The 20,414-nt window shown below is 57.6% G+C and carries 19 protein-coding genes; 2 read left to right on the top strand and 17 right to left on the bottom strand.

The window, feature by feature from the left end; translation table 11 throughout:
• Positions 1-9 precede the first annotated feature (9 nt).
• From Q7U76_13415 to Q7U76_13400, 4 genes are all read right to left on the bottom strand, one after another.
• Entirely contained in the window at positions 10-1,092 is a 1,083-nt protein-coding gene (locus Q7U76_13415) for a Gfo/Idh/MocA family oxidoreductase (GenBank protein ID MDO8357384.1), read from the bottom strand.
• A complete protein-coding gene (locus Q7U76_13410; protein MDO8357383.1) occupies positions 1,079-1,570 on the bottom strand; it encodes a hypothetical protein in 492 nt (163 codons plus the stop codon). The genes Q7U76_13415 and Q7U76_13410 overlap by 14 nt, the downstream gene beginning before the upstream one ends.
• 680 nt (positions 1,571-2,250) lie before the next feature.
• Positions 2,251-2,997, bottom strand: a complete 747-nt coding sequence (locus Q7U76_13405; GenBank protein MDO8357382.1) for a flagellar brake protein — start codon at positions 2,995-2,997, stop codon at positions 2,251-2,253.
• Positions 2,994-4,223, bottom strand: a complete 1,230-nt coding sequence (locus tag Q7U76_13400) for an HD-GYP domain-containing protein (GenBank protein ID MDO8357381.1) — start codon at positions 4,221-4,223, stop codon at positions 2,994-2,996. Before Q7U76_13400 ends, Q7U76_13405 begins: the two co-directional genes overlap by 4 nt.
• Before the next feature lie 260 nt (positions 4,224-4,483).
• Here Q7U76_13400 and Q7U76_13395 point away from each other — a divergent pair, with 260 nt between their 5' ends.
• Both Q7U76_13395 and Q7U76_13390 read left to right on the top strand, forming a co-directional pair.
• A complete protein-coding gene (locus Q7U76_13395; GenBank protein ID MDO8357380.1) occupies positions 4,484-6,079 on the top strand; it encodes a DUF3391 domain-containing protein in 1,596 nt (531 codons plus the stop codon).
• Positions 6,076-8,967 (top strand): response regulator, encoded by a 2,892-nt coding sequence (locus tag Q7U76_13390; protein ID MDO8357379.1) that lies wholly within the window; start codon positions 6,076-6,078, stop codon positions 8,965-8,967. Before Q7U76_13395 ends, Q7U76_13390 begins: the two co-directional genes overlap by 4 nt.
• A gap of 57 nt (positions 8,968-9,024) precedes the next feature.
• Here the strand turns inward: Q7U76_13390 and Q7U76_13385 are convergent, their stop codons facing one another.
• From Q7U76_13385 to Q7U76_13325, 13 genes are all read right to left on the bottom strand, one after another.
• Entirely contained in the window at positions 9,025-9,504 is a 480-nt protein-coding gene (locus tag Q7U76_13385; GenBank protein MDO8357378.1) for a flagellar assembly protein FliW, read from the bottom strand.
• A 24-nt stretch (positions 9,505-9,528) separates the two neighbouring features.
• Positions 9,529-9,759 (bottom strand): carbon storage regulator CsrA, encoded by a 231-nt coding sequence (csrA, locus tag Q7U76_13380; GenBank protein MDO8357377.1) that lies wholly within the window; start codon positions 9,757-9,759, stop codon positions 9,529-9,531.
• Positions 9,760-9,848: 89 nt separating this feature from the next.
• Positions 9,849-12,308, bottom strand: a complete 2,460-nt coding sequence (locus Q7U76_13375; protein MDO8357376.1) for a flagellin — start codon at positions 12,306-12,308, stop codon at positions 9,849-9,851.
• 17 nt (positions 12,309-12,325) lie between these two features.
• Positions 12,326-14,350: a flagellar hook-associated protein FlgK gene (gene flgK / locus Q7U76_13370; protein MDO8357375.1), complete on the bottom strand. Its 2,025-nt coding sequence runs from the start codon at positions 14,348-14,350 to the stop codon at positions 12,326-12,328.
• A 9-nt stretch (positions 14,351-14,359) separates the two neighbouring features.
• Complete coding sequence (gene flgN / locus Q7U76_13365) at positions 14,360-14,869, bottom strand: flagellar export chaperone FlgN (GenBank protein ID MDO8357374.1); 510 nt, start codon at positions 14,867-14,869, stop codon at positions 14,360-14,362.
• A gap of 88 nt (positions 14,870-14,957) precedes the next feature.
• The gene (gene flgM / locus Q7U76_13360) at positions 14,958-15,260 is read right to left on the bottom strand and encodes a flagellar biosynthesis anti-sigma factor FlgM (protein ID MDO8357373.1); all 303 of its coding nucleotides are present in this window, start codon (positions 15,258-15,260) and stop codon (positions 14,958-14,960) included.
• A 21-nt stretch (positions 15,261-15,281) separates the two neighbouring features.
• Positions 15,282-15,620 carry a rod-binding protein gene (locus Q7U76_13355; protein ID MDO8357372.1) on the bottom strand — a complete coding sequence of 113 codons (339 nt, stop codon included), beginning with the start codon at positions 15,618-15,620 and terminating at the stop codon, positions 15,282-15,284.
• Between the two features lie 130 nt (positions 15,621-15,750).
• Positions 15,751-16,878, bottom strand: a complete 1,128-nt coding sequence (locus tag Q7U76_13350) for a flagellar basal body P-ring protein FlgI (GenBank protein ID MDO8357371.1) — start codon at positions 16,876-16,878, stop codon at positions 15,751-15,753.
• 32 nt (positions 16,879-16,910) lie between these two features.
• Positions 16,911-17,174 carry a hypothetical protein gene (locus tag Q7U76_13345; GenBank protein ID MDO8357370.1) on the bottom strand — a complete coding sequence of 88 codons (264 nt, stop codon included), beginning with the start codon at positions 17,172-17,174 and terminating at the stop codon, positions 16,911-16,913.
• Positions 17,175-17,192: 18 nt separating this feature from the next.
• On the bottom strand, positions 17,193-17,900 hold the full coding sequence (locus Q7U76_13340; GenBank protein ID MDO8357369.1) for a flagellar basal body L-ring protein FlgH: 708 nt from the start codon (positions 17,898-17,900) through the stop codon (positions 17,193-17,195).
• Complete coding sequence (gene flgA / locus Q7U76_13335) at positions 17,890-18,696, bottom strand: flagellar basal body P-ring formation chaperone FlgA (protein MDO8357368.1); 807 nt, start codon at positions 18,694-18,696, stop codon at positions 17,890-17,892. The genes Q7U76_13340 and flgA overlap by 11 nt, the downstream gene beginning before the upstream one ends.
• A gap of 35 nt (positions 18,697-18,731) precedes the next feature.
• Positions 18,732-19,523, bottom strand: a complete 792-nt coding sequence (gene flgG, locus Q7U76_13330) for a flagellar basal-body rod protein FlgG (GenBank protein MDO8357367.1) — start codon at positions 19,521-19,523, stop codon at positions 18,732-18,734.
• Positions 19,524-19,639: 116 nt separating this feature from the next.
• Complete coding sequence (locus tag Q7U76_13325) at positions 19,640-20,410, bottom strand: flagellar hook-basal body protein (GenBank protein ID MDO8357366.1); 771 nt, start codon at positions 20,408-20,410, stop codon at positions 19,640-19,642.
• Positions 20,411-20,414 lie beyond the last annotated feature (4 nt).

Below are 20,414 nucleotides of genomic sequence, written 5' to 3'. Positions count from 1 at the left end.
GTCTCCTCCTTACGTTCGACAGGTCGATACTGAGCTCACGAGAGGCAATTCCACGCGGCTGTTGCCCTGCGCCACCGACTCGCGGAGCGCGCAGGCAATATCCACTGCCGCAAGGCCGTCCGGCCCGCTGCATGCCGGTCGTTTCCCGTTGCCGATACAGTCAATGACGTCGCGCATCGCGGTCACAAGCCGGCTCACGAGAGGGTGGCTCCCCTGTCTAATCCGCCCGATCTCGTCGTCCTTCGCAAGCTCTCGATAACCGGAATATCGAGGACTCTCCCTGAATCGCCAAAGATCCATCGCCGCTCCGTCTCCGGACAGGCGCAATCGTCCAGCGCTGCCGACAAGATCCAGTTCAAATACATGGTTGGTCCGGTCCCAACCGGAAATGATGGAACCAGTGGCGCCAGAGCAAAACTGCAGTTGTCCGGACAGGCTCCCCTCTTCGTCCGACGCAATGGTCGCGCTCGGCGACTGGCCACAGACCCACTGGACGTCCCCACCGAAAAACCGCATGAGATCGAAGAGGTGTGTGCCCATCGTGAAGACTTTTCCCGGGTAGTAGCCGACGATCGCTTCGATGCGACCGATCGCGCCCTCCTCCACCAGCTGTTTCGCTTGCACATAGATCGGCTCCCACCGCCTCGTATGGTTGACGGCCAACAAGACCCCAGCGGATTGGCAGACCTCGACCATCTCCGCAGCTTGTTCCGGCGTCGCCGCCAAGGGCTTCTCACAAAAGACCGCGCGGACACCGGCATCCACCGCAGCGAGGACCATTTCATGATGCAGCGCAGTCGGGGTACAGACGCTCACAACATCCAGGCGCTCCGCTCTGACCATATCCCGATAGGCACGATAGGCCTTGGCGCCTGCACTCCGTTTGAGGAAGCTGTTCCGCCTCCCGGCATCCGAGTCGGCGCCTGCCGCCAGCACCACATCCGGCAGCGCTAGGTACGCGCCCGTATGACTCCAGATCTCCTTGCGCTTGGGATCCTCATCGAACAGATTGCCGATCTGGCCCAATCCGATAACCCCTGCCCGATAGGACCGTGGTTCGCAATCTGTGAGGAGCCTCTTAGAGCGTAACAACGGCGATCCCTTTCTTTGAGAGATGACGAAGCTGCCAATAAATGGCGTCCGTCTGGCCGGATGACGCAATGAGCACCGCGTCCGGGCGGCATGATTCAATAATGTCGGGGGGACAGACGGTCAGATCGCCGAATCGTTGCTGATGTTTGGCCACATCGTTATCCACCCAGCCGACAATACGCATGGGCGTAGACTTCACGGCGCTATAGATCAACTCGCCTGTCTCCGCAGCCCCGAAGACTACGACCGCTTGAATGCCTTCTTTCCACAGTTGGTGAAGCCGTTTCTCGACTTCGGTCTTGGCGATCGAATACATACGCGCAATTTCACTCGCATACTCCCGCATCAACGTGGCCAAGCGTGTGCGGCCAGTAGCCGTCACGAGGTATCGCATGCTTCGATTCGTCTCGCCGCTCGTCATGACATAGCCATGGTCCACCAAGGCCTGTACGTAGTTATGCGCCATGGCACTACTCACGCCAATTTGCCTCCCCAGTTCCTGCTGGCTGATCTGCTCAGTTTCCACCAATGACCACAAGGCCAACAGTTCTCGCCTCGCGGGGGTGGGTCTGTAAAAGCTCTCTACGGTTTTTGCCAAAATGCACCATTCATACAGTGAGTGATTACTCTATCGACAAGCTGGATCAAAACTTGAGCCCCTCGCCTCACCGTGGCCTGTTACCGCTTAACAGGATGCTGAAAAAGTCCGCCAGCTTCATTCCTCGCCGTCGCCGTAGCGGCTTCGCGCAGGCAGGTCGCCTCGAACGCATCCTTAACGTAGCCCTGAGGCTACGCCTCCGGTGCATTCGTCGGCTGCGGCCTTGCTGGACGGATTTTTTGAGCATCCAGGAACACTACTCTTGGACCACACATCCAGACCATCGACGCTCTCGCGGACACAATCCTGTTCCCGCAACCTACTAGAGACGTGAACGAGGAATTCAATTCGCGTGCCGCAGGGCTTATCTTAGAAGTGCCTGAATATTGCGGAACTTTGCTCGAAATAGCCGACGCGCGGGCTCTCGCGCTAGGCAATAGTTACCGGCAGGGTGGCAAGATGATTCCTGGATGGGATTGGAGGCACAGGGGGAAAATGACAACTCCGTCAAATCTGACGCAGGGCCTATAGGATATCGTCTATGAGCAATGGAACTCAGGTTAGGTCGACTCAAAAGTTACTGGGCCCGGCGGCACACCGAGCATATGATCCTTTTGCAGCACTGCATACTCGATGGCTTTTTTCACAGTTCCTCCCCATCCGCGATACTCGATACATTCCTTCCCATCGAAACGAAACTCGATACCGATGGACTTGGTATCCCCCTGTTCAGTCACATTCTTAATCACGCCGCTGAGATCACTCACATGTCCGATGCCGATTAACTCGAATTCAAGCTGGACGCTGGAACCCTGCTGCAAGTTGGGATGCGGCTGCTGAAAGACCACTCGACAGCCCGACACGCTGAGGTCCTGTACGAGGCCGCCCATCGTCGGGTTCCCGGTCGAATCGGCATAGACCATTCCCCCACCATCCACACGGACTAGGAGGAGCGGCTCGTTACTGGGTACGCGCACAGACTTACGAAGGTGGATCTCCTCCACGGTTTGAGGGAACGCAAGATACAGAAGTGGAACTGGAGAAGTCTGGGTGGTGCGCACCTCGCTTTCGTAGCCGATGAGCTTGCCATCGACCAGATATCGCACGAGACACCGGGTGCCCGGTTCGCAGGGAACGGCTTGCCCGAAATGAAACGGCCATTCGCAAATCAGCCAGGCTCGCTCTTTCCAGCCCAGCAATGTGGATCCGCAGTTGACTTTTCCCTGATCGGACCCGATCACCAGTTGGAGTGGTAATCCGACCATGAGGATCGACGAACGTGAGGGGGCATATTCCGGTTCCGTCATGTCGTTTCCTTGTCAAGATAATGGCGGGGATCGATCCCCACTGTGGATGGATCGAGGATCAACGCGATCGTCCGCTTCGGTTGGCGAGTCTGCGCGGACAGGTCGAGGTCGAGAGCAGAAGATCGCCGGTGTCCGGCTTCATCCGTGACCAACAAGACGACCGGTTGAAGGGGATCGTGGTGATTGATTTGCTTCACGATCGCCGTTTCGCCTGTGCTGAGCGAGACGCAGGATCCGACGGGATAGACCCCCACAACCTGGACGAACTGCTGAACCAGCGCGCCATCGACATGGCCCTTCGTCCCCAATTGATAGAGCAGTTGCAGCGTATCGTGCGGCGTTTTCCCTTTGTGATAGCAGCGATCGCTCGTCACGGCATCGTAGATGTCCACGATCGCGGCAATGAGGCCGAATTGGCTGAGATCTATTTTGACCCGCCGGTGAGGATACCCGGTCCCGTCCACACGCTCATGGTGCTCCAGGGTGGGATTGAGAAAGACGTCGGTAAGACCGGTGGTATTCGACAGGATCTCCGCCCCGCGCAGGACGTGATGCTTCATGATCTCGAACTCGTCTGCCTCGTAACGCCCCGGCTTGTTCAATATCTCGAGCGGGATCTGCGTTTTCCCGATGTCGTGCAAGAGCATACCGGTCCCCAACTGCATCAATGGCTCGCGCGCATATCCGAGATGCCGTCCTACCGACAAGGCCAGGATGGAGGTGTTGACGGAATGAAAGAAGGTGTATTCATCAAACTGTTTGACGCGACTCAAACTGGTGAGGGCATCAGGGCTGCGTAAGATACTGTCCGCCATACTCCCGACCACATCACTGACCGCCTCCATATTCAATGCGCGGCCCATCCTGACATCGTCCATCGACTGCTGGATGATGATTTTCGCCGCGCTGTAGGCCTGTTTGGCGGCTGGGAGCTCCTCGTCGAATGGGATGGTCGATGGTTCTGGCTCCGGATGAGGCGCGATCGGCGGCATAATTTCAGCCTCCGCTTCCATCGCTGGGGCAATCGAACCAGGCTCTGGGCCGGCATCGTCCGTCTCGACATCGAGTTGCTGGACGCCACTTGCATGCAGTTTGGCAATTTGGTCCGAGGACGTGATCGTGAACCGACGGCGCAAGAACGGCGTTGCCAGCCAGGAACGGTCGAGTTTCTCGACCTTCATGCCGATTTTGAGCTGATCGATCGATATCCGTTTTCGCATAGTCATCTTGAGGATGCGGGACAGCGGAGACACCGCGTCTCATCGAAGAGCAACGGGCTCTGATGAACTCTATCGGTGCCAAGGACAGAATCTTGAGGTAACACAATGCCCTACACCCTATACGTTGAGCTGGAATTTCCTTCACTTCGATCAAGTCCAGTTCAATAGATGCCGATAGCACAATGGGCGGGCTCTCGCGCTCACGACCCGATTTGCGCAATTGTCAGATCCGACAATCCGGCACTCACCATCCATAGGCCTTGTACATGAAATCAGTGAAAACGATTACGATCGACCAACTCAAACCTGGCATGTTTATCGTCGGGATGGACCAGCCCTGGTATCGGACCCCCTTCCTTATTCATAAACGTCTCATCCGCCATACCGGAGATATCCAGCTGCTCAGACAATGCGGAGTCCGAGAGCTGAAGATCGACCCAAGCCAGGGTCTCGATCTGGAGCCTCTACCCCCTGGAGAGATACCTCCGTCACCCGACATACAGGAGCAAACAGACGTCCATGCAGCATCCGCAAAGGGCACAACATCGACGGAGACAGTTCAACCGAACCATGCAGCCCACTCTACGGATCGGCTACATCCCTCTGATTCAGCGCAAAATACGCCACCCTCTACGACCGAGAAAAAAATCGCTGATCACACACCCGGGGTCACAAACAGCCCATCACAGCCGACGAAAGCACAGCAGACACCTGGTAATCAGGAGGCCTCGCTCTCCTCGAACGCCGAGCAATCAACCGCCTCCTCTCAGTCAAGCCCTGCGGGAACGTCTGCGCCATCATCAGAGGAAACTGCACCGCTCGCGCCTGTCACCGAAGGGAACGCTGCTCAAGCACGCTCCCCTGACCAACAGGAAGAACTGCCTCCAGGGCAGGCCGCCTTGCAAGCTGCGGAGGCACACAAGACCTACACCGAAGCCATCATCTCGATGGAACGCATGTTTGAAGAGTTGGAAGCAGGTATCGTCCCTCGCCCAGCTACCTTGCGACTGGTCGTCTCGAATGTGCTCGCACGGGTCCTGGATAACAGCGCCGGGATGCTCAGTCTGCTCTTTCTCCAGAAAATGAAACGATTCGATCGCACGTTGGCGTCGCATGCCCTCGATGTCTGCACCCTGGCCCTCATCGTCGCGCAATCCTATGGAATACCGGAGGGAGAAATGGACGCGCTCGGCGCCGGCGCGTTACTCCACGACATCGGCTATATTCGGCTACCCCGAAACCTGTACCGGAAAAGCCACGACCTCACAGAACAGGAGCGGACGGTGATGCAACAACATCCTGCACTGGGACAGGCGATCTTACGAGAGGCGAAAGAAGACCGGGAAGCGGTCGTCCGAATTGTTGTGGAACATCATGAATTCCACAATGGGAACGGGTTCCCGCACAAACTCCAGGGAGATTCCCTCTCCCCGTTGGCCCAACTCGTTGGCCTGGTGGACACCTATGACGGCATGGTGAGTCGCCGTGGAGGACGCCCGGCCATGTTGCCGCATGATGCCATCCGACAGCTGTTTCGTCTTGGGGATACAGGACAATATGCCAAGGAGATGATCCAAGCCATGATCGGCAGTCTGGGCGTCTACCCGATCGGCAGCCTAGTCCAGTTGAACACGACAGAACAGGCGGTGGTCGTGGGGATGAATCCCACACAGCGGCTCAAGCCGGTCATTAAAGTGATCATGGGAGCGCAGGGCGAATCCTATCTCACACCGATTCGAGTCGATCTTGGAGTCCAGGCAGTTGGGACTTCAGCGCGAACCATCACGAAGGTACTGGACCCTGTTCAGGAACGAGTGAATGTGGCCCTGTTTCTTGAGAGCGTTGAACCGGAGGCGGCATGATGAAACATTCAACGACGAGGAAGGCTAAGGGAACGCCTCTTTCTCCACCTTCCACGCCTCGCAGCTTAATCGATCAGGGTCTACTGGATACCCTCCCTATCGGGGTCGTCCAGCTCGACCGTGGCCTCCAGATCCTCTCGGTCAACGCCGAAGCCGTTCGGCTCCTGGGATACTCGGCCGATTTCTGTGCCACGAAGCCGATACAGGACATCTGGCAACAGCAACCGGGAACCGTCGGGCATACCATCGCGGCACGCATTCGCGAGTCTCTTCCTACTCGCCGCCCCATCCATGCAGCCCGGACAATACTCGCAGGCCCGTCACAGAAATCACATCCGGTCGAATGGAGCTATGTCTTCCTGGATACAGAAGGGAGTCTCGACGGGGTCTTGACGATACGCGACCTCACTCACGAAAGAGAGCTGCAGGACGATTACGACCGCCTCGCATGCGTGGCAGAAGAAAGCCCCTCTCCCATTATCGAATTAGACGCCGACAGCAATCTCATCTATGCGAATCCTGCGATGACGCAGTTGCTGCAACAATTCGGCTTCGATGCCGTTGGGTTTCCAGCCGTCTGTCCACGTGAACTTCCGCGGCTCGTTCAACGCTGCCTCGAATCGGGACAGGAGATACGCGGAGAAGAGGTCTGCTTGCCAGAGGCAAGTTTCTCGTGGATTTTCTGCCCAGTCCCCTCGCAGCAATTGGTCCGAGGGTATGCCGTCGATATGACCGACGTCAAAGCGGCTCAAGAGGCGCTACGCCAGTCATCCGAACACCTTCGCGACAGCAATCGTCAATTAGATCAAGCACTCAAGGACTCACAGGAAGCTGCCGAAGTGAAGGCCGCGTTCCTGGCGACCGTCAGCCATGAATTGCGGACGCCGATGAACGGCGTGATCGGCATGACCGGGTTGCTGATGGATACGGAGCCTTCGGAAGAGCAACAGTCCTACATCGAAACCATTCGGCAATGCGGCGAAGCCCTTCTGAGCTTGATCAACGACATTCTCGAATACGGCAAAATCGAAGCCGGCAAACTGGAACTGGAATGTATCGACTTCAACCTCCGCACCACCGTGGAAGATGTCCTGGGTCAGTTCGCGGAACGGGCGCAGACGAAGGGTTTGGAAATCACCGGCCTGGTGCATGCGGCCGTCCCGACCGGGCTGCGCGGCGACCCCGGGCGACTTCGCCAGATCCTCACGAACTTCGTCGGGAATGCGATCAAATTTACGGACCAGGGCGACGTGACGGTTCAAGCCTTCCTCGAACAGGAGTTGACCGATGCGGTAATCGTGCGATTCGAAGTCACCGATAGTGGAATCGGCATCCCCCCGGAGGTTCAGGCGCGGCTCTTCCAACCCTTTACCCAAGCCGATAGCTCGACGTCCAGGAAATACGGGGGAACCGGGTTGGGTCTCGCGATTTCGAAACAACTCATCGAGCAAATGGGCGGCCGGGTCGGGATCACCAGTCAATCGGGGCAGGGCAGTACGTTCTGGTGTACGGCGCAGTTCCTTAAACAAACGACGTCTCCCTTGGCCATCGTGCCGTCGGCAGAATTGACCGGACGGCGCGTACTGATCGTCGACGACAATGAATCGAACCGGATGATTCTCCATCACCTGGTGACAGGATGGGGCATGGTCGACGACCTCGCCCAGGATGCCGCCTCTGCGATGAACTTGATTGAACAGCAGGCGGCACAAGGCGTCTCGTACGATGTGGCCATCGTCGACATGTTGATGCCGGGCAAGGATGGACTCCAACTCGCCAAAGAACTGAAGGCGCATCCCGTTGGATCACTTGTCCGTCTCGTGATCCTCACGTCACTCGTTCAGCGAGGGCATGCGGAATTGGCCCGCCAGGCCGGGTTCGTCGCCTATCTCACGAAACCAGCCCGCCACGATCAACTCGCGAACTGTTTGAGAACCGTCTTGGAATTACCGGGTCTTGTCAGTACAGGACAGCCGGCGGCGACGCCGACACCTGCACCGCCACTGATCACGCGGCATACGCTTGCAGAAACCAAGTCGCTGCCCCGAGTCCTGGTGGCCGAAGATAATCTTATCAATCAAAAACTGACCGTCCGTATGTTAGAAAAACTCGGCTACCAATCGGACGTCGTCGAAAATGGTCGTGACGCATTGGCGGCATTAGAGCGAGGCGGCTATGTCGCGATCCTGATGGACTGTCAGATGCCGATCCTCGATGGATTCGGCGCGACCAAACTCATTCGTCAACGCGAAGCCGACGCTCAGGCATCGACGACGGTCGACGCCCCTACGGCACGCCATATTCCGATCATGGCGTTGACGGCCAACGCTATGCAAGGAGATCGCGAGCGCTGTCTCGCGTCCGGCATGGACGATTACTTGACGAAGCCCATTCGGAAAGAAGAACTCAAGGGTGCGCTTGAGCGGTGGATTCAGACATCACAACCTTCACAGGCCATGGACAGCGGCAGTACGCCTCCTCCCAATACACCAGCTGCCGCTGACGCGTTTCCGATGATTTTCGATACCACCACGATGTTACGCAACATCGGCGGCGATCGTGAATTATTGGACCAGCTGATCGTCTTATTTCTTCAACGCTACCAATCCATGCTGGAGAACATCCGCATCGCCTTGGCCGGCCAGGACCAACGGGCCGTCGAACAGGCTGCACACCTCTTGAAAGGCACGGCCGGGAACCTCTGTGCACCGGAGGTTGTCTTGGCTGCCGGTCGATTGGAAGCGCTCGGACGGCTCGGCACGCTACTCGATGCCCCCATCATCTATACCCAGATTGAGATTGCAGTGATTCGCCTTGTTAAAGTCATGGAAACACGAACCACGTCGCAACCGGACAAGAAAATTTCGGTGGCAGAAGTAACCCCGTGAAGCGTGGCTCGCAAGCCATGTAGTCCTGGCTTGCGAGCCACGCTTCACGATAAATTGCTATGCGGGGATGGCTTCGGAGCGCGACTCGGTCTGTGAAGGCTGGCAGGCAGCGGGCATGGTAAAAATCGGATAGCGGGTGGGATAGTCGTCAGAGAGCACCATCTGCTTACAGAGCCTGGTGGAGGGATTCATGAGAAGCGGCCCGCGCAGGTTGGCCGTGATACGGCCAGGATCTTCGGACGGAATGGTGAGAATGACGGCCAGGGTCAACCCGTCCGCAGCCGTTCCCTTCACTTCCGCTAACACTTCATCCGGGATCTCGACCCGATAATTAGCATGGAACAGCGCGGGATCGAGTACGACGAATGCCAGACTGGACTCCTCAATACAATGTAGCCACTTGAACGGTGCGTCGGTCCCATGGTCGAGAATGACGTACCGCGTCCAATCCGGAAACCCCAGGATGCCGGAGGGGAAGGTCAGGATCGAACTATCGGAAACCTCTAAGGCCCCGAAGCGAGTCGACGAAAACTTCATAATCGAGCCTCACGCAATTGAGCGTCACCCTGTCGGCAGGAGACGCCGGAACGCAGCCAGAGGGACCACCCCGGTACAGGCTGCCGATTGGTTTTCTTCTTGAATTCTCACACAGATTTCATCCCGATGGATCTCGACCGTCGACGGCGCCTCGATTCCTAAGCGAATCTGGCCACCTTTAATGTCGAGGACGACCACCCGAATATTGGGGCCAATTGTGATCGCTTCTCCACGCCTGCGCGTCAAGACCAACATTGATGCCTTCCTTGGCTGATGCCACAACTTGATTACCCCTAGTATCGGTCGCTCGCCACAATTCTTGAGCCAACAACGCGTACGGCCTCTTATTTCAAGAAATTCAGCAGGGAGCTTTCGAACAGACGGTTGAGCGTGGCCCCTGCAGCTTGAATGGCTTGCTGCTGGAGCGTCAAGCTTGAAATCGCTTCCACCAGATCCACGTCTTCATTGGTGGACAAAATGTTCGCCAGAAAGACCTTCGTCTCATCGAGGCTGCCCTTGCTCGATGCGAGACGATTGGACAACGCGCCCAGCTCGCCCTGAATGGACGACACCTGATCCAACGCCACATCGACACCTGCTAAGCCTCGCTGAATGCCGCCGACGTAATTGCCGTTCAACGCGGCATTCAAACTTTTCACCGATGCGAACAGGTCGATCGTGGGGCCGCTAAAGGTCTGATTGCCAGGCTGGTTCGTCTTGACCGTTTGCCCATCGCCGACTTCAATGGTTTGCAGCCCGTCGTCGCCCTGGTACTGCACTCCGGTCTGGATACTGAAACGATCGCCGCTTGCCGGAGCCGCCGCTCCGTCCCTGAGTGAAAACCGCACCCCCTCTGCCTCGATCGTGCGTCCGGACACATAGGTCTGATTCGGGAGCACGACGCTCCGCGTTTGTGAAACCGCGAATACGTCTCCATTCCGGGGTCCCGCGGTCCCATCCTGCAGGACGACCCGAAGGCCGTCGAAGTCGATGTTCGCACCGGAGAGGTAGTTCGTATAACCGGCATCGTTGTTCAGCGTGGAAGCCGACGCCCCCACGGTCTCCGTCACAGTCGCCGACCCAGAGCCTAGAATCTGCGCCGCGGTAGAGCCGGCATTACCGAATCTCAGAATGAGTGAATTGGCATTGCCTGCGGGATTGTTGATCGTAATCCGGCCGGCGGTCACAGATCCGTACGCCACGGTATAAGGAGTCGTATTGGCGGCATTGCGGCTTGCGTTCAGCTTAGACGCCAGTTCGGTCGCCAGCTGCGCACCTGTATAACTTCCGGTCGCCAGGGTAATCGTCGTATCGGTGGTCCCTCCGTCGTCGTTGACGATCAGCGTATTGTTCGCCGAGGTGATGTTGAAGATGTTGGTCGCAAGGGTCGTGTTGTACACGTTCTGTTGCTTGGACACCCCGGCCAGGCCGGTCGTGTCCACATCGCTGATGACCGTCGCTCCCGCCGCGATGGGGCTCAAATCGCGCCCCGATGAGCCGAGAAGCGATCCGGCCGTCGTCGCTGCGTTCGAATAGAGCAAACTCAGCGCCGTCCCGTTCGCCACGTCGTTTGTGATGCTGAACTTGGCGGTCGTCTCGTCAAAACCGACCGTGTAGGTTTCGGGCCCACTCGCCGCCTCGAGAGCGGTCTTGATCTGAGTCGCCAACTCGGCTCCGGTATAGGACCCGGCGGCCAATGTTGCCGTGACCGCTCCGGATCCTGGATCGAAACGAATCCCGTCGTTCACCCCCGCCGTCACCGTATAAATATTTTTCACACGAACTTCATAATTGTCCAATGTCACCAGGCTCGAATCGAGCACGCCGCTGTCGCTCCTCACCACTCCTCCGGTATTAGTGGTATTCGGCAATACCCCCACGGACGTGGTGACGTTGTAGAGATCGAAGGTGGTCGCTGAACTGAACTTCACCAGGTAATCGTTGAGCGTCGCAGCGTTCGGGTTGAATACCGTACCTTGTGAGATCACGGCGCTTCCGGTATTCCTCGTGCCGACTCCAGTCGCCGCACGGAGGGCAAAGGCGGAGGCGCCGTTGGTCGTGCTGCCTCCGTTAAAGCCGAGAGCCGTCAGGCTGGTACCGCCGGTGACTTCGACCGAGGACGGCAGGCCGTTATCGGACGAGGTGAGGACGAGATGGTTGGTGTCGAACGTCACCGTCACACTTTTCCCTGCCGCCAGAAGCGTCGGATCGGTGTTGACCTTGCGTTGCACGAGTGCGGCCAATTCGGAACCGGTCACGGAAGCGGTTCCAAGCGCGATCGTGCCAGACGTGGTCCCGTCGACGTTCACCACCAGCGAATCGTTGGTCCCACCGGTCAGCGCGATGGGCGCGGTAATGGCGACACCCGTCGCACGCCCATGGCGGCCGGTGCCGGCAAAAATCGATTGCCCCCCGGCATGTTCGGCATTTCCCTGTTCTTGAAGCTGAAGGAGCAACTGCTTGACTTCACGTGCGCCAATCGCTCGTTCGGCAGCGCCGTTGGTGCTGTTGGCGAACTGCACGGCAAGTTCTTTGACCCTGGCGAGGGCGTTCGTGACGCTGCTCAAAGCGCTGTCGGTCAGGTCGAGACGAGTCGTAGCCACGCCGAGGTTGCGCAAATGTTGGTTCGCCTTCGCCATCGAAAACTTGGTCGCCACGATGCGGTCAAACCCATTAGCATTATCCGACGGTTTCACTACCTTCTTGCCGGTCGAAATTTGCTCCTGCGTGGCCAGGGCCTTGGCGCGGGCCCGCTGAATATTACTGACCAATGTGCCATAGGCCTGTTGTTCGGTAACTCTCATAGGCTTGTCTCTCCGCGTTAGCGTTTCAAGTCCAGCAGCGTTTGCAACATTTCATTCGTGATGATGATCAACCGAGATGCTGCATCGAAGAGCCGTTGATACTTGAGCATATCGACCAGTTCTTCGTCGATCGACACGCCGGACGACTGGGCCCTGAACGACTCTAATTGCTCGTGCAAGATCGTTTGCGCATCGAGGCTGGTATCTGCAGACTGCGCCGCCACGCCCACACTCGTGGCCGCGACACGATAGGCATCGCCGAACGTGGTGTTGCCGATCACAGCAATGGATTTCGTCTGCAGGGCGACCAGCGCAATCGCGTTGGTGTTATTGCCGGGAACACCGGCACGCGTCGAGGAGGCAGCCACCCTGCTGCCATTCGTCAGCGACGTGCTGATCGACGTGGCCATACCGGTATAAGAATTGACCGAGAACTCGTCCCCGGCCACGACGGTCCCGCTCAAGACGATCTGTATTCCATCGAGCGTAAATGTTTGAGGATCGGTATAGACTCCTGACGCGGCGGTGCTGGTTCCACTGAGCAAACCCAGGGCCGTACGCGCAGTCCCTCCGGTCACGTTGACGGCCGAAGTCGCAGTCGTGGCGTTCGACGTAATCGTGAATCGGTTCGCCGTCGTATCGTACGTCACCACTACGCTACGTCCTGCCGCCTGCAGGGTCGCATCGGCATTAATCTTCGTTTGCAACTCGGTCGCCAGCGCGGCGCCACTGGTATAGGCTTGTCCGGGCGTGGCAGCGCCAGCCAGCGTGATCGTTCCGGATGTGGTGCCATCGACGCTAACCGTCAAGGTATCGTTCGTTCCGGTCACAATATTGACCGGCACATCCACCGTCGGCGCCGTCACCGCAATCCCTGTAAAATTCCCCTTGATGGTCGCCCCGGTCGTCGCATTGACGATGGAGTAGGCCGTCGAGGACGAAAATCTGATTTCATAATCCTGCAGGGTCAGGAGGCTGTTGGCGGTAATCGGTCCGGCCGTGAGAATGGCCGTGCCTTCATTCGTAGACTGCTCATGTGTCGTCACGGTGAGAGGCGAAAAAAAATCGAGTCCCGTAGACCCATCGAGCCCATAGCCCTGGCGATGAAGTTGATTGACCTCGTTCACCAAACCAGCCGAGAGTTTGTCGAAGGACGATTGCAGCCCCGGAATGATCGTGTCACGGATCGCCAGCAGTCCCCCGATCCGTCCGCCAGAAATAGACGAGGTAATATCTGCAGATCTGGTACTCCCCGTATCGTATTGGACGTTGACCAGGCCCCCATTGTCGAGCGATTCCACGGCGACCAAATTGCGCGACACGTTGCTTTCGACGACCACCTGGCCGCGCCCGACAAAGACCGACACAGCGCCGTTCGCCCCGTCGAGCACCGAGATATCGATGCGCTGAGCCAGCTCGTTGACCGCCTGATCCCGCTGGTCCCGCACATCGTTGGCATTCTGCCCCGTAATTTCGGCCGACACGATTTTATTGTTCAGATCGGCAATCCGTGTCGTCAAACTGTTGATTTCCGAGATCGTCTGCTTCACTTGATCGTTCACCGAGGTACGGCGAGCGGACAGCTCACCGGCCGCCTGATTGATGCTATTGGTGAGCAGGGCCGATTTCGCCAGCAGCACTGAACGCGGAGTGACATCGGAGGGGCTTGCCGCGACATCCTGGAGACTGCTGAAAAACTCGTTCAACTGGGCACCGATCCCCTGATTGTTGGAATCGGTAAAAATATTCTGAATTTGGAATAACTGGTCCCGCGTGATGGATAACTCTCCCAGCAGTTCATGCGAGTCCGTCAACTCCGCGTTGATAAATTTATCGACGATACGCCGAATCTCGACGACCTGGACACCGGTCCCGACCTGGCCGGGCCCTCCATTGATCGGAGACCGTTCAGTGACCACCGCCATCTGGCGGGAATAGCCGGGGGTGTTGACGTTGGCGACGTTGTGACCGGTGACCGTGAGCGCCTGTTGCGCGACGCTGAGTGCGCTCTTCCCGATATCGAGCAGTCCATCGAGTCCCATAATATCCCTCTATCCTCTCTGTCTGAGCATCGTGCCGCCGATCCCGGCGCGTTGAGATTCCCCGGAGGCTGAATAGGTGTCCCGTTTCGGGAGGGCTTCGCTTGTGAGATGCATCGCCTTACGGCACAAAGTTTGAATCCCCGCCACAAGTAACTCATTCACGGCGGTCTCCTGGCGCAAGGCACGAACTTTGGCGGTGAGCCGCTCATGGCATCGCTCGACCTCTCGTTTGTCAGGAAGGGCCAGGCGATCGATCACGGCCTGCAGGGACAGCGTTGTACGGGGAAGACCCCAGGCATCGGCGCAGCGATGGACCACCGCCTCGCGTTCCGCCTCCAGGGCTTGGAGCCCTTGGAGATCTTTGAGACGTTGCGCATTGAGCGAAGGGAACTCTGCCAGGGACAGCTGGCGGAGGGCGTTCCGTTCTTGTTGCAGCGTGTGATTCAGCAGGTCGCAGTGGGCGACTTCGCGGGTGAGGATATCGAGAATGGCTGCAGTGGTCGTCGCAGTATTAAACATATGCCTCTTTCTGTCGAGTTTCGTCTAAGTCAGTGAAGGCCCCAGCCGTCTTCTGCTCAGATCGGTTTCCCGACAGAGAGAGGACGGATTAGAGCGCGGCCTCGGTCAATGCGTGACGAATGATCGCATCCCCGACCTTGCGCCCTGTGACGTTGTACGTGCCGGCATCCACCGCCCGGCTGATCTGCTCTATGCGTGCTTCACGGGCGGGATCCGGCTGGTCAGCCAGAGCCTTAATCCGTTGAATTTCCTTCGCCTGCTGCGAAATCTGCACGCGATCCTGGCGACCGTCGCTGGACGGGCGACGATTTGCCCCGACCGGAGCGCCCTCCTGGGTCCCCAGAAGCAACGTGGCAAGATGATCGGCTCTGCCGTGACCTGAGATCTGCATAACCTTGCTCCTCTCCCTAAGTTAGCCCTGAATCCACTGAGTGCGCGGTACTGGAATCGGGGCTTTAATACCTATCGGCTCCTCTATCGGTTGATGAGCCGGAGAACTTGAGGGGAGTGGTGTATTTTTTTCGGTATATTCATGAATCATCTTAGCCAACCCAAGCCCGCCAGATTCTGCAGCCAGCCTGCCGATTTCCTGGTCATAAAACGAGTAGAAATAGGCACCGCCTTTATTCTCCAATGCTCCTTTCGGAACAGTTTCTCTCATGACTTTCAAGAGGTTAGAGATAAAGTAGCTTTCAAACTCATGTGCGGCGCCCTTCAGGGCTGCCAACCCTGCCTGCCGATCTTCCCCCATGAGCGAAGGAGGCTTCGTCAGGCTCAACTGGGCGTCAGCCGTATGTCTGATGGAGCTGATTCCAGTAAGGTCGTGGTTCAAAATACAATCCTTTGTGAGATTTAAATAATTATTACAATCAATAGATTAACTAAATTATATCAAGGTTAGCCTGAAGAGCTCCTGCCGAACGAAGTGCCGACAAAATGGCTACCAGGTCCCTGGGAGTCACTCCGACTGCGTTCAACGCCCGCACGACCTCCCCGAGTGTCACCGTCTCATCAACCACCACCAACCGAGACTCCTGTTCCTTCACTTCCGTCTGAACATCGGGGGTCACAGTCGTCTGACCAGTCGTGGACCCAATCAACGGAGCGGGAGGCTGCGACACATTGAGCGTATTCTTCACTGAGATCGTGAGATTGCCATGCGAGATGGCACAGGTGGAGATCCGCACATGCTCGCCGAGAACCACCGTGCCGGTTCGTTCGTTCACCACCACTCTGGCCGACAAATCGACCGCCACGTCCAACCCTTCGATTGTGGCGATATACTCCACGACTCGGCCTCGAAAATTCGCCGGGATAGTCGCCCGGACCAGGCCGGCATTGACGGCGGTCGCACTCCCCTTGCCGAAGACGCCGTCGATGGCCTCGGTCGTCCTTATCGCTGTCGTAAAATCAGGCTGACGCAGGAGCACCGACACGGTTTCCCACGATTCCACGTCGACCACCGCTTCCTTTTCGATGATGGCTCCACCGGGCACCACCCCGGCAGATTGATGATTCTTGGTCACGGTCGAACCGCCGCCGCCGCCCGTCCCTCCCAAAAACCCTCCGATCGACACCGCCCCTTGCGCCACGGCATAGACTTGCTGGTTCGCCGCTTTCAACGGCGTGAGCAACAGCGTGCCGCCTTGCAGACTCTTCGCATTGGCCATCGAGGACACCAGCACGTCGATCGTCAAGCCCGGCTTGGCAAAGGGCGGCAGCTTGGCCGTCACCATGACCGACGCGATGTTGCGCGTCAGTAATTGGATCGGATCGATCACGAGGTTCACACCCATCTTATTCAACATCGACATCATGGCCTGGATCGTGAACTGACCGCCGATGACCTGATCGCCGGTACGATCCAGTCCGACCACGAGCCCGTAGCCGATCAACTGGTTTTCACGGACACCTTCAAACGAGCCGACGTCTTTAATCCTGACGGCCCAAGCCGGCGTCGCGACAAGCAGCGCAGCGAGCAATGAGGCACCGATAGAGCGTTTCGTCATCATCATGGTCATGTCCTGTACAATGTTCACCGTCAATGGTACCGACGCAACAGGTACTCCCGGCTCAAAAATATTCTCGCCAACCAGCCTGGTTCCTCGATTTCGTTATCGAGGTCCAGCGCCCCTCCATAGGGATCGATGCCGATCTTCGCCGAATGCTGATGAAGCACCGGAGGGTCGAGATCGGCCCGGCGAACGACCCCGCTGAGGACCATCATCTTGAGATAGTCCGTCACGGCCTGGCGATGCCGCTGTTCCCAAGAAATGCCCGCCGTCCGCCTTACGGTGCGTCCCATGATCCTCACCTCCGTGACTCAGAATGGATAGACCCAATCAAGCACCCGAACCAGCCAGCCGGGCCGCTGCACGTCGTCCACGACACCTAAGCCGGAATATTCGATCTTCGCGTCGGCAATGGCACTCGACAGAACCGTGTTCTTCGTATCGACGTCCACGCGCCGGACGATGCCGCTGATCGACATCAGCTGCGTCTCGCTGTTGACGGTCACTTCCCGCTTGCCTTCGATGCGGAGATCCCCGTTCGGCAGGACCTCGGTCACAATCGTGGAAATCGTCCCGGTCAAGGTATCGGCACGGCTGGTCGCACCCTTCCCTCCGAACTTGCTCTTGGCGCTGGCATCGACCCCCAGTCCCCGCATCGTCTCAGCGCCGAGCCGGACTCCGGGGATACCGATGTAACCGATACCGGTCCCGCTTAACGAATTATTCAAGGTCGATTCCCGTTCCGCCTTCGTGTCGGCCGACTTGGACCCCGCATGTTTTTCCACAATCTTGATTGTCAGAATATCGCCAACCCTCATGGCCCGCAGGTCTTCGTACAGGTACGCGCGCCCATTCTCCTCCTGCCAGAGCGAGCCGACGGTTTTGGGCGGAGGCAATGCAGGCACCGTCAGTTTCTTGGCGACGTTGGGAGAATTGTGCCAGTAGCACCCGACGTTGACGAGCGCAACGCTCAGCGCGAGCATCAGCCGGATCGACGTATGACAGCGATTAGTACTCAACGCGTACGACTCCCGGTGCCACGATCTTTGCGCGCAACTCTTTGCCTGAATCGAGGTTCGCAACCGTAATGGATTGGCCGAGCTCTCCACTCGATTTCGTCACGCCGGACGCTTGAATCGAGAGCCCCCCATGTTTGGCCTCGATCGCCACACGATCCCCTTTGTGAACGGCATAGGGTTTCTTAATCATCGTGAGGCGAATCGGCATGTTGGCCTGCAGCGCGCGTGCTGCGCTCTTCCCGATAACATCATTGATGTTGGTCGCCAACTGATGGTTCAACTCCCGCAGTTTGATGCGCTGGATCGTGAGGTCTTCCGCTTCGATCAGATCCTCGGCCTTGATCACTCTGACCGGTACGACGGCATCGACGGAGGCGCCGATGTCGGCCGTGGCATCGATAGTCTGCCAAGGCCGACCGTTCGCATTGATCTGGACATGAAAGGTTCGGCGCCCGAGGCCTTCGTCCAATCCATGCGGAGTAATCATCAGGCCCATGCTGCCGGGCGGCACATCGATCGATTCCTGCGGGTCCACCATCGTGGCATGGACCGCACGCACCTGTCCCGCCATCTCCTGTTCGAGGAAACGCAGAATGCTTCGCTGAATATCGTGGGGATGCAGCTGGTGCATCGCCGGGACGAGAGCAGGAACCAGCTTGATCGCGCGGAGTTCAGGCCCTTGCGCCACCCGCACTGCCACGGGAGCACGATCGGCAGAGGCCGCACTCGCGGGACAGGGCCCGACGAGGATACCGGTCAGCAGCACGAAGGGCATATACAGATTTCGTTGTGTCATATGAACACTCCTTTGTCCGTTACAGGCGAACCGGCTTACCGTCTAAGGTTGTTCGCAATGGACATCATTTCGTCCGACGCCTGAATGGTCTTCGAGTTGATCTCATAGCTCCGTTGCGCGATGATCATGTTGACCATTTCTTCCGCCAAATTGACGTTCGAACTTTCCAGGAACCCCTGCTGCACGGTGCCGAATCCCGTAGAGAATCCGCCTGTTCCCTGGAGTGGAGGACCGGACGCGAAGCTGTCTAGGAACAGATTGTTTCCCATCGCCACGAGGCCAGACGGATTGTCGAACTTGGTGAGCTGGATCTGACCGATCTGCGAGGCCTGCGTCACACCGGGCAACTGCACCGACACGGTCCCGTCCTGGCCGATGTCGAGCTTGAGGACACCGGAGGGAATGGTGATGACCGGATTGAGCAGATCTCCGTCACCCGTCACTAAGTTTCCGACGTTGTCCCGTTTGAACGAACCGTTGCGGGTATACATGATCGTGCCGTCGGAGCGCTGCACCTGGAAAAACCCTGCTCCATCGATGGCAAGGTCCAACTCGTTGCCGGTCTGACGCATGTTGCCCTGCACCCATTCTTTGGCCACGGTGACGGGACGAACGCCTCCGCCGACCTGGATACCGACCGGGAAGACGCCGATGTTCGAGGCATTCGTTCCAGGAAGCCGGGTGGCTTGATACATCAAATCTGAAAACTCCGCCCGGCTGCGCTTGAACGCATTGGTATTGACGTTCGCCAGGTTGTGCGCAATCGTATCCACGTTGAGTTGCTGAGCGGTCATTCCCGTCGCCGCCGTCCACATGGCTCGAATCATAAAATCCTCCCTGCTAAGAGCTGATAGCTAATCGCGAATGGCACGATACGTCACATCATCCGGTGAATCTTCCCTCTTGCCATCAGCTATACGCCATTGGCTATTAGCTCTTCGTTTTACAGCACTTTCCCGACGTCCTGAATGGCGATTTCCGCCATGCGATCGATGGTCTGAATCAGTTTTTGACTGGATTCATAATTCCGCATCCCCTGGATCATCTTGACCATCTCACCGATCGAACTGACGTTCGACTCTTCGATATGCCCGCCTTGAATGTCCGGGTTCTTCATCACTTTCCCGTTTCCCGCGTCCATAAACCCATCGAGATGTTTCTCCGGCATACGGTCCTCCGGAAACTCCATGACCTTGATCGTCGCGACCGGTTTGCCATCGACATGGATCGCCCCCTCTTTCGTGACTTGAATGCTGCCCGAGGGAACTTTAATTTCTCCTCTCGTGCCCATCACAGGATGCCCGAGATTGGTCACCAGCCGTCCCTGCCCATCAAGAGAGAGCATGCCGTCCCTGGTATAGCGAAGCCCTTGAGGCGTCTTCACCTCGAAAAATCCTTTTCCTGTAATCGCCATGTCCAATGGATTGCCGGTGATCCTGATACGACCTGGCTCGAACGAGGTATGCACGGCATTGGTCTTCACAAATACCCGCTCGGCTGAACCAGCCGGCCGCACACCAACTTGCTGGCCGAACCCGGCTGGATTGGCCAACGCCGACCCAGACACCTGCGCACGGCCCATGACGGAGGTAAAGCCCTGATCGTCCTGTTTGAATCCCGACGTATTGACGTTCGCCATATTATTGGCGAACACCTGCATCTGACGTTCTTGTGCTACTGCGCCGGAAAGAATGGGATAGATCGCTCGATTCATCGCT

Source organism: Nitrospirota bacterium (assembly GCA_030645475.1).
Taxonomy (GTDB): domain Bacteria; phylum Nitrospirota; class Nitrospiria; order Nitrospirales; family Nitrospiraceae; genus Palsa-1315.
The sequence above is the reverse complement of the archived record's forward strand: the minus strand, read 5'-3'. Positions and strand labels throughout refer to the sequence as shown.

Bases quoted from the DNA above. Each gene is read 5' to 3' on its own strand.
- Q7U76_13405 (MDO8357382.1), bottom strand. From the start codon at position 2,997: ATGACGGAACCGGAATATGCCCCCTCACGTTCGTCGATCCTCATGGTC.
- Q7U76_13400 (MDO8357381.1), bottom strand. From the start codon at position 4,223: ATGACTATGCGAAAACGGATATCGATCGATCAGCTCAAAATCGGCATG.
- Q7U76_13395 (MDO8357380.1), top strand. From the start codon at position 4,484: ATGAAATCAGTGAAAACGATTACGATCGACCAACTCAAACCTGGCATG.
- Q7U76_13390 (MDO8357379.1), top strand. From the start codon at position 6,076: ATGATGAAACATTCAACGACGAGGAAGGCTAAGGGAACGCCTCTTTCT.
- Q7U76_13385 (MDO8357378.1), bottom strand. From the start codon at position 9,504: ATGAAGTTTTCGTCGACTCGCTTCGGGGCCTTAGAGGTTTCCGATAGT.
- csrA (MDO8357377.1), bottom strand. From the start codon at position 9,759: ATGTTGGTCTTGACGCGCAGGCGTGGAGAAGCGATCACAATTGGCCCC.
- Q7U76_13375 (MDO8357376.1), bottom strand. From the start codon at position 12,308: ATGAGAGTTACCGAACAACAGGCCTATGGCACATTGGTCAGTAATATT.
- flgK (MDO8357375.1), bottom strand. From the start codon at position 14,350: ATGGGACTCGATGGACTGCTCGATATCGGGAAGAGCGCACTCAGCGTC.
- flgN (MDO8357374.1), bottom strand. From the start codon at position 14,869: ATGTTTAATACTGCGACGACCACTGCAGCCATTCTCGATATCCTCACC.
- flgM (MDO8357373.1), bottom strand. From the start codon at position 15,260: ATGCAGATCTCAGGTCACGGCAGAGCCGATCATCTTGCCACGTTGCTT.
- Q7U76_13355 (MDO8357372.1), bottom strand. From the start codon at position 15,620: ATGGGGGAAGATCGGCAGGCAGGGTTGGCAGCCCTGAAGGGCGCCGCA.
- Q7U76_13350 (MDO8357371.1), bottom strand. From the start codon at position 16,878: ATGACGAAACGCTCTATCGGTGCCTCATTGCTCGCTGCGCTGCTTGTC.
- Q7U76_13345 (MDO8357370.1), bottom strand. From the start codon at position 17,174: ATGGGACGCACCGTAAGGCGGACGGCGGGCATTTCTTGGGAACAGCGG.
- flgA (MDO8357368.1), bottom strand. From the start codon at position 18,696: ATGACACAACGAAATCTGTATATGCCCTTCGTGCTGCTGACCGGTATC.
- flgG (MDO8357367.1), bottom strand. From the start codon at position 19,523: ATGATTCGAGCCATGTGGACGGCGGCGACGGGAATGACCGCTCAGCAA.
- Q7U76_13325 (MDO8357366.1), bottom strand. From the start codon at position 20,410: ATGAATCGAGCGATCTATCCCATTCTTTCCGGCGCAGTAGCACAAGAA.